The organism is Thermodesulfatator autotrophicus, assembly GCF_001642325.1.
Taxonomy (GTDB): domain Bacteria; phylum Desulfobacterota; class Thermodesulfobacteria; order Thermodesulfobacteriales; family Thermodesulfatatoraceae; genus Thermodesulfatator; species Thermodesulfatator autotrophicus.
Genome location: NZ_LSFI01000081.1, coordinates 1 through 7,304, shown reverse-complemented (window position 1 = coordinate 7,304; position 7,304 = coordinate 1). Strand labels below are relative to the sequence as shown.

Here is a 7,304-nt window from a genome sequence, read left to right as displayed (position 1 = left end):
TCCTGCGGACACAGTTGACGAAACACTATGCTTACCGCTTACCGCTTGGGTGTTTTCTGCTACCGAAGCAATAGCCTGTTTAGCTTCTTCAGGTGAGGCCTGCCCCCAGGAGTAGTAAAGAAAAGCAAGGACAAAAAAGATAAAGAGACCTAAAATAAGTTTTTTATTTTTTTTCATCTAAGACCTCCCCTTATCGGGTTTAAGTCTTTCCTAAAAAAATAAATAGGAGAGGTCAAAAGTTATAAAAAGCAAATATAGACCTATAGATGTTTAAAATTGTAACATATAAGATTTTATAAAAATTTTTTCATTTTTATTCTGTTTTTTTGAAAAAAGATAGACAAAACCTGAATATTATTTTAGTGAGAGCGCATGCTGTTATTGGAGCGTAAAACAGACGACAATTTTGGAGCTGTTATGGAGAGCCTTTTTTGTCATGGCTGACCTCTTTTTGTCATTGCGAGCGGAGCAAAGCAACCTCAGGGGCTGCTTTGCCTGTCCCTGAGACTGCTTCGTCGCGCTTTCGCGCTCCTCGCAGTGACAAAGTGGGGGTGCTCCTCACAGTGACAAGTAGGGTCATGGCTAGCGAAGCGAAGTAATCTCAGAGACTGCTTCGCTTGTGCCAAAGCGAGGAGCCTCCTCACAGCGACAGTACGGATGCTCCCTGCCCTGATTTATACCGGAGGTATCAGAGATCACCGCGGTGACCAGGTCGCCTTATGAGGAAGAGACCTTTCGCTCTGCCAGGTATTTAGGACAGGCGAAAACCCTGATACTGGTTAAAATATTTACAAAGGTTATATTAACTATGCCCAAACCCTCATGAAAAAACTAAAGCAAGTTTCTATTTTTGAACGAGTTGAAAAATACACCTGGCCTTCGCCAGAGGATTTTCCTCTTAACACTTCTGAACACAGGGTTGAAGAGATAATCCGGGAAGATATTCTTGCCTCAAGCCGTTACACCATTATTACTGGTTATTCTTCTCTTGAACACCTGATTTGTTTTTTTGGCCAGGGGGTATTCCCTAATCGCCAGATTACCGTGGTGCTTGGGCACGAGCTTGATCTCTCAGAGCGTGAGCTTAAGGCCCTCTGGCCACAGGTAAATCTTTCTCGTGAAATAAAAGAATATTGGCTTGAAAGAGGTATCTCCATTACCCTTGGCGGGGCCCTTTTAAATTTTCTAGAAGAACTTAAAGCCCAAAATATTATTTTTCGTCTTGGCCGAGGGCTCCATGCTAAAATCTATCTGGGAGAAACTCATGCTATTTTGGGCTCAAGTAACTTTTCAAAGGCAGGCCTTGCTTTCCAGAAAGAGGCCAATCTGCGTCTTAAAGCCTCTGACCCGCGCTACCAGGACTTAAAGCTCATAGTGGAGAACTTTTTAAAGGATAGCGAAGACTATCAGCAGGAAATAATAGCCCTTCTTAAAGAACTTTTGCGTTACACTACCTGGCAGGAGGTACTGGCCTACGCCATTTGCCAGATTATGGGTGATGACTGGCTTGGCGAGCATAAGGGTTTAAGTGAGATGCTTTCTCGCATGAAGCTTTGGCCTTCTCAGCGGCAGGCCGTAGCCCAGGCCCTCTGGGTGCTTGATAACCACGGAAGCGTGCTTATCGCAGACCCTACCGGAGCCGGAAAAACCAAAGTAGGCCTTGCTCTTCTGGCAGCGCTTCACTATCGCTTTCTCTCCCGGCAGGAATTGAGGCGCCTTTCAAGTTACATAGTTTGTCCACCCGGAGTTAAAGACCAGTGGGAAGAAGAGGCCCTTGATGACAATTTTTTCTTTACACCAGAGGCCATCTCTCAGGGGCTTCTCAGTGTTTCGCAGGGAGAGGCCAGAAGCCGGGCCCTTGAAAAGATAAGGCGAGCCAATATCCTCCTCATAGACGAAGCCCATAACTACCTTTCGCGCACCTCAAGGCGTTCCCAGAGCATTCAGTTAAACAGCCTGGCTGAGCATGTAATCCTCATGACAGCTACGCCCATAAATCGTGGAGCAGAAGACCTTTTACGCCTGATGGAAGTCCTTGGCCTTGATAACCTCTCTGAAGAAGGCCTTGAGACCTACCACAAACTAAAGCGAGAGATTGAGACAGGCGGGAAGTTTTCACGGGAACAACTGGAAAATCTCAGGCGGTATGTACAGGTCTTTACCGTGCGCCGCACCAAGCGGGAACTAAACCGCCTGATTGAAGAAAACCCGGAAGAATATCGGGATAAGTTTGGTCGTCTCTGTCGTTTCCCTAAGGAGGTTTGCAAGCTTTATCCTACCGGTGAGACGGAAGAAGACCGCAGGCTTGCCCAAAAAATAGATAGCCTTTCCCGGGAACTAAAAGGCCTAATCTGGCTCAGGAAGACTTTTCTTGACCTCTGGGAAACTAAAAATGACTTTGACCCGAAGTTTCTGGCCCAGAGGCTTTCTGCGGCCTCAGCGCTGGCCCGCTTTAATGTTAAGGCCATGCTTCGCTCCTCAAGAATAGCCCTGGTGGAGCACATTGAAGGCACAGAGGCTGCCCAGAAACTCTTTGGCCTTGAAGGCAAGATAAAACACGCTACGGGCGACATTTTAAACGCCCTTAAAACCTGGGAGGCCAGAGTTGACAAGCTTTTTAAACCTCTTCCAGAAAAGGCTGAAGCTCCTTCCTGGTTAAAAGACAAAAAGCTTTTTCTTGAAGTCCTAGCCAGAGAAAGGGAAATTTACCAGGAAATATCTTTACTGGCCCAGCAAATGAGTCCTTCCCGGGAAGAGGCCAAAGTTCGTTTTGTACTCAAGCTTTTTAAGAAACACAAGCTTATTCTGGCTTACGATAGCCGCCTTTTAACCCTGGCTTACCTTGAGGAACTGATAAAAAAGCTTTCAGACGAGGTCAAGGTGCTTTTTGTTACTGGAGGGAGGCCAAAGGAGAGGCGGCTCCTTAAGCGCTATTTTTCTCTAGGATCACCTGAAAAAAACGTCCTGGCCCTTTGTTCTGACGCCGTAGCCGAAGGGGTAAACCTCCAGCAGGCAGGGGCGGTGGTCTTTTTTGACCTGCCTTCAGTGATAAGGCTTGCTGAGCAGCGCATCGGCCGTATAGAGCGCCTTGATAGCCCGCACCGGGAAGTTGAAATTTACTGGCCAAATGATACTCCTGAGTTTTGCGTTTCAACGGACAGGCGTCTGGTTGAGAGACACCTCCTGGTGGAAAACATTCTGGGAAGCAATATCAATATTCCTGAAGAATTTTTGAGCTTTGTGGAGGGCTACCAGGAAGAAAAGATAACCGGGCGCTTAATGCTTGAAATGTTTGAACAAAAGAGAAAGGAATTTGAAGCTACCTTCTGGGACGGCCTGGCAGATGCCTTTCAGCCACTTAGGGATCTCTTTGAAGGAGAAAACCCCCTGGTCCCGGAAAAAACTTTAAAAGAGATAAAAGGCCTGAAAATAAAAGGCTCCCTGATTAGCGCGGTTAAAGCCTATAATCCCTGGTGTTTTCTATGTCTTAAAGGTTCTAAGAAAGCTGATACCGCTCCTACCTGGGTGTTTCTGGAAAAGGGAAAAGAACCAATTACGGATATTTCAGAGATTTGCCAAAAGCTTAAGGAAAAACTAAGCCCTGAGGAGCCTTCCTGCCATTGGCCTAAAGGGGCTGACGAGCTACTCAAAGACTTTCTTGAAGAGCTTAAGAAGGCGGAATTTTTGCTACTTCCCTCCAGACATAAACGAGCCCTAAAGGTTTTAAAAGATGTTCTTAAGTATTACTATCGGCGGGACAAAGGGCATGAAAGAAGGGCTGTGCTCGCGCGCCTCCTTCACTTACTTGAAAACTGGCGAGAAGAAAACCTTGACCTTTATCTTCTGGCCAAATACTGCCTTGAACTTCTGGTACCAAGGCTCCAGGAAATGATGAATACGACTTCTAAACGGGGACCATATCTCCTTAAAGATTTGAAACCCTATCTTCGGGAAAACCCTTTAACTACTGAGGAGCTTAAGGGCCTGCTTTCAAAGGTTGAGACCAAAGAACCAGTAGAAAAGATGATAGCCGCCTGCCTTCTTGGCCTGCCTTATGAACTATTTTGAAGGCGTTGAGAAGTTTTGAGGAGTTTTAGGGCAGTGTTTCTAATTTCTTCGTACATGGTAAGCTTTTTAAGCCATCTTTGCGGGATATATTTTTCGCCGTAAAAGGAACCGGCAATCTGGCCGCAAACCGCTCCAGTGGTATCTGCATCATCTCCCAGGTTAACAGCCTTTAAAACGGCCTCTTCAAAGGAATCGCTATGCCAGAAACACCAGAGTGCCGCTTCAAGACTTTCCACCACGTAGCCTGAACCTTTTATTTCGTATTCTTCTTTTTCAAAATAGGAGCCCCTGGCAATGTCAAGAATTTTAGGAGAGGCCTTAAAGTTAGTGCTATCAGCAAGAAGTATTTCTTCTTTGGTCTTTCCCGCAAGGGCCCTTATGAGCATGCGGGCAAAGAGACGGGAGGCATCCAGACATTCCTTTGCGCCGTGGGTGGTTCTGGCGCTTTCCCTGGCATACCACTCTGCCTTTTCTATATCTGGAAAGAAAAACATGGGCACCGGGGCAAGGCGCATAATGCAGCCATTTCCAGCAGACCACGGGTCTCTTGAGCCGGCGAAGGGATTTCCGGTTTGGCGAAATCTTTCTAAAGCCGCTCTTATAGTGTTTCCAATGTCAAAACATTTTCCAGTACTACTTAAATAGCCTTTTTGGTACCAGCGGAGGTAGCGTTTCATCTGGTCGTAAGGGTCAAAGCCGCCTTTTTCAAGGAGACTTTCTGCCAGACAAAGGGCCATAGAGGTGTCGTCTGTCCACTGGCCGGGCTCAAGAGAATGCGGCCCGCCGCCAATCATATCTGTAACGGGTTCAAAAGAGTTTCTATCCTGAAATTCAAGAGGAGTCCCCAGGGCGTCTCCAACGGCCAGCCCTAAAAGGCAGCCGGTATAACGCTCGCGTAAAGTCATACTGTCCCTCGCTCTTTTCTATTGAATGTCTTAAGTTTACTATTCAGAATAAATTTTTCAGCCCTGGTTCAGGAGGAGATATGTTCTGGCATCGGTTGGCCAAGCTCCTTTTTGAAGGAGCCATGTTAAAACGCCTTGAGCGCACGGGATACGCTTATTTAGGGACAGGCAAAGAAAATATAGCGGCTCACTCTTTTGGAGTGTCTCTGGCTGCTATGATACTTGCCAAGCTTGTTCCAGAAGTTGATGAAAACAGGTTACTTAAAATGGCTATTTTGCATGATTTTTTAGAAGCTCGCACAGGGGACCTCAATTCTGTAAATAAGCTTTACGATAAGGTTGATGAAGAGGCCGCGGCAAGAGACGCCTTTTCAGACCTTCCCTGGCAGGAAGAGTGGCAGGAACTTTTGAGAGAATACCGGGAGGCAAGTACTATTGAGGCCCAGCTAGTTCACGATGCCGACCAGCTTGATTTAATAGTTATGCTTAAGGAACAGCATGACCTTGGCAATCCTTACGCTCGCCGCTGGCTGGTTTATGCTAGAAGGAGGCTTTACACAGACATTGGTCGCAAATTAGCCGAGGCTATCATTGAAACTGACTGGGCTTCCTGGTGGCTTGACCAATTCGTAGCCAAAGATGAAACCAACTGACCTTTGCGCTCGCTGTGGCAAGTGCCTGGTGGCCTGTCCTGTATTCAGAGCCACCAGACGTGAGACTTTTTCTCCCAGGGGAAGGCTATTAGCCCTTGAGGAGGGGAGGGCCTCTTTTAGGTTTTTTGCCAGCTGCCTCCTGTGTGGGGCCTGCGAAAGGGCCTGTCCTAACAATGTCCCCCTTTTAGAAACACTGGTTCAGGCTAAGCTCAGCCATCCGATTCCCACGAAATATTTACTGGCTTTAGCCGATAAACTGCGGCCACTTGCTTCGGAAAGTTTTTCTCTCAAAAAAGAATTGGCCTTTTTAAACGGTAAGAAGGTAGCCATTTTTCTGGGATGCGGTGGAGAATTCTTTTATCCGCAAGCCATTAAAAAACTGGTGTCTCTTTCTCCCGCACCAACTGATTTGTTCGTGCCCCAAGAACAAACCTGCTGTGGGCTGCCTTTTATAGCCGCTGGTGACGAAAAGACTTTTAAAAAACAAGTGGAGAGGAACCTTAAGGCTTTTGAAAAAGTAGATATTATCATAACCCTTTGTGCCTCCTGTCTTTTTACTCTCAAAAAGATTTACCCTCTAATGGGAGCTTACGAGATAGCAGAAAAGGCCTTTGATGCTATGGCTTATCTAGCCTTGAATCGTGGTTTTAATTTTAATGTGCCCAAAGAAGAGATTTTTTTTCAGGTTCCCTGTCATCTTAAGCACCTTGAAACTTATCCCTGGTGGCGTGAACTTGGGATTACTTATTATGAAGGATGTTGTGGGCAGGCAGGGGCCTTTGGTTATCTATTTCCGCAAGAGGCCGAACAAATTAGGAGGTCTCTCTTTAAGGAAATGGAAAAGAACAAGCCTTATTATCTGGCAACGGCCTGCACTTCCTGCCTTCTAGCCCTTAAAAAGGCCTATCCAAACTTTCCAGTTAAGATGCTAGTTGAATACCTGAAAGAAAAATAGTCTAAAGTAAATTTTTACAATGCGAGTATCTCCATCTCTTTGTTTGTTATTTTTTTGCCTTTTTTCTTTTGTTTAAGTCCGAGAAAGATTTTTAGCTTTAAAGCGGCTTTTTCAATAAAATACTTGCTTCCTATAGCTAGACTTTCGGTAAAATGTCTGACCCTTTGCCTGAAAATTTCGCCTGTCCCTCTTTCTGGCTCTCCTAGTCCGCCCTTCCCGTAAACAAACTCCCGCAACAACTCAAGTTTTTCTTTTTCAGACTTGTTTTCCCAACGAGACAGCCCTAGGTTTAGCGAAAGGAAATTTTTGCCTGTCCCTCTTCTTGACCGATATCCCAGCGAGCACCAGCGGTAATTTTCTGGCCTTTCCACTATCCCCGCCCGCACCGGGTTAAGCTCTATGTAGGCAAGGCAGTTCAATAGCGCCTCGCCAGTCTCTATGATTACGGACTTGAACCTATCAGCCCAGAAGTAGCCCTTCCGGTCAACTCGCCTGTTATACCAGCGGGAGAAGCGCTGTTTTATCTCCTGCACATAGCGAGAAAGATTCCCGAGCTTTGTCCGCCATTTTTTGATTAGCTCTTCGTAAAAGAAAATTTTTCGTTTTGGGCCGTAATAAAGCTTGACACGCTGTTTTACTTCTTCGTCGGAGAACTGGTTTTCAGGTAGCATGCGGCAGAGGAGGTGGAAGTGATTGTGGGGGAGAATGTAAAGAGAGACAAAA

Annotated in this window: 5 protein-coding genes; 3 read left to right on the top strand and 2 right to left on the bottom strand. The window is 46.2% G+C overall.

Annotation, left to right across the window (positions count from 1 at the left end; all coding sequences use genetic code 11):
• Positions 1–822: 822 nt before the first annotated feature.
• Positions 823–4,068, top strand: a complete 3,246-nt coding sequence (locus tag TH606_RS10815; protein WP_068543957.1) for an SNF2-related protein — start codon at positions 823–825, stop codon at positions 4,066–4,068.
• Here TH606_RS10815 and TH606_RS10810 read toward each other — a convergent pair.
• On the bottom strand, positions 4,053–4,973 hold the full coding sequence (locus TH606_RS10810) for an ADP-ribosylglycohydrolase family protein (protein WP_068543956.1): 921 nt from the start codon (positions 4,971–4,973) through the stop codon (positions 4,053–4,055). The genes TH606_RS10815 and TH606_RS10810 overlap by 16 nt on opposite strands.
• An 80-nt stretch (positions 4,974–5,053) precedes the next feature.
• On the opposite strand from TH606_RS10810, the gene TH606_RS10805 reads away from it, so the two are divergent.
• On the top strand, positions 5,054–5,626 hold the full coding sequence (locus tag TH606_RS10805) for an HD domain-containing protein (RefSeq protein WP_068543954.1): 573 nt from the start codon (positions 5,054–5,056) through the stop codon (positions 5,624–5,626).
• Positions 5,613–6,581 carry a (Fe-S)-binding protein gene (locus TH606_RS10800; RefSeq protein ID WP_068543952.1) on the top strand — a complete coding sequence of 323 codons (969 nt, stop codon included), beginning with the start codon at positions 5,613–5,615 and terminating at the stop codon, positions 6,579–6,581. The genes TH606_RS10805 and TH606_RS10800 overlap by 14 nt, the downstream gene beginning before the upstream one ends.
• A 14-nt stretch (positions 6,582–6,595) precedes the next feature.
• Here TH606_RS10800 and TH606_RS11765 read toward each other — a convergent pair.
• On the bottom strand, positions 6,596–7,304 hold a 709-nt coding region (locus TH606_RS11765; RefSeq protein WP_082863634.1), incomplete at its 5' end, for a transposase.

Coding starts and splice junctions, on each gene's coding strand:
- TH606_RS10815 (WP_068543957.1), top strand. CDS start 823: ATGAAAAAACTAAAGCAAGTTTCTATTTTTGAACGAGTTGAAAAATAC.
- TH606_RS10810 (WP_068543956.1), bottom strand. CDS start 4,973: ATGACTTTACGCGAGCGTTATACCGGCTGCCTTTTAGGGCTGGCCGTT.
- TH606_RS10805 (WP_068543954.1), top strand. CDS start 5,054: ATGTTCTGGCATCGGTTGGCCAAGCTCCTTTTTGAAGGAGCCATGTTA.
- TH606_RS10800 (WP_068543952.1), top strand. CDS start 5,613: ATGAAACCAACTGACCTTTGCGCTCGCTGTGGCAAGTGCCTGGTGGCC.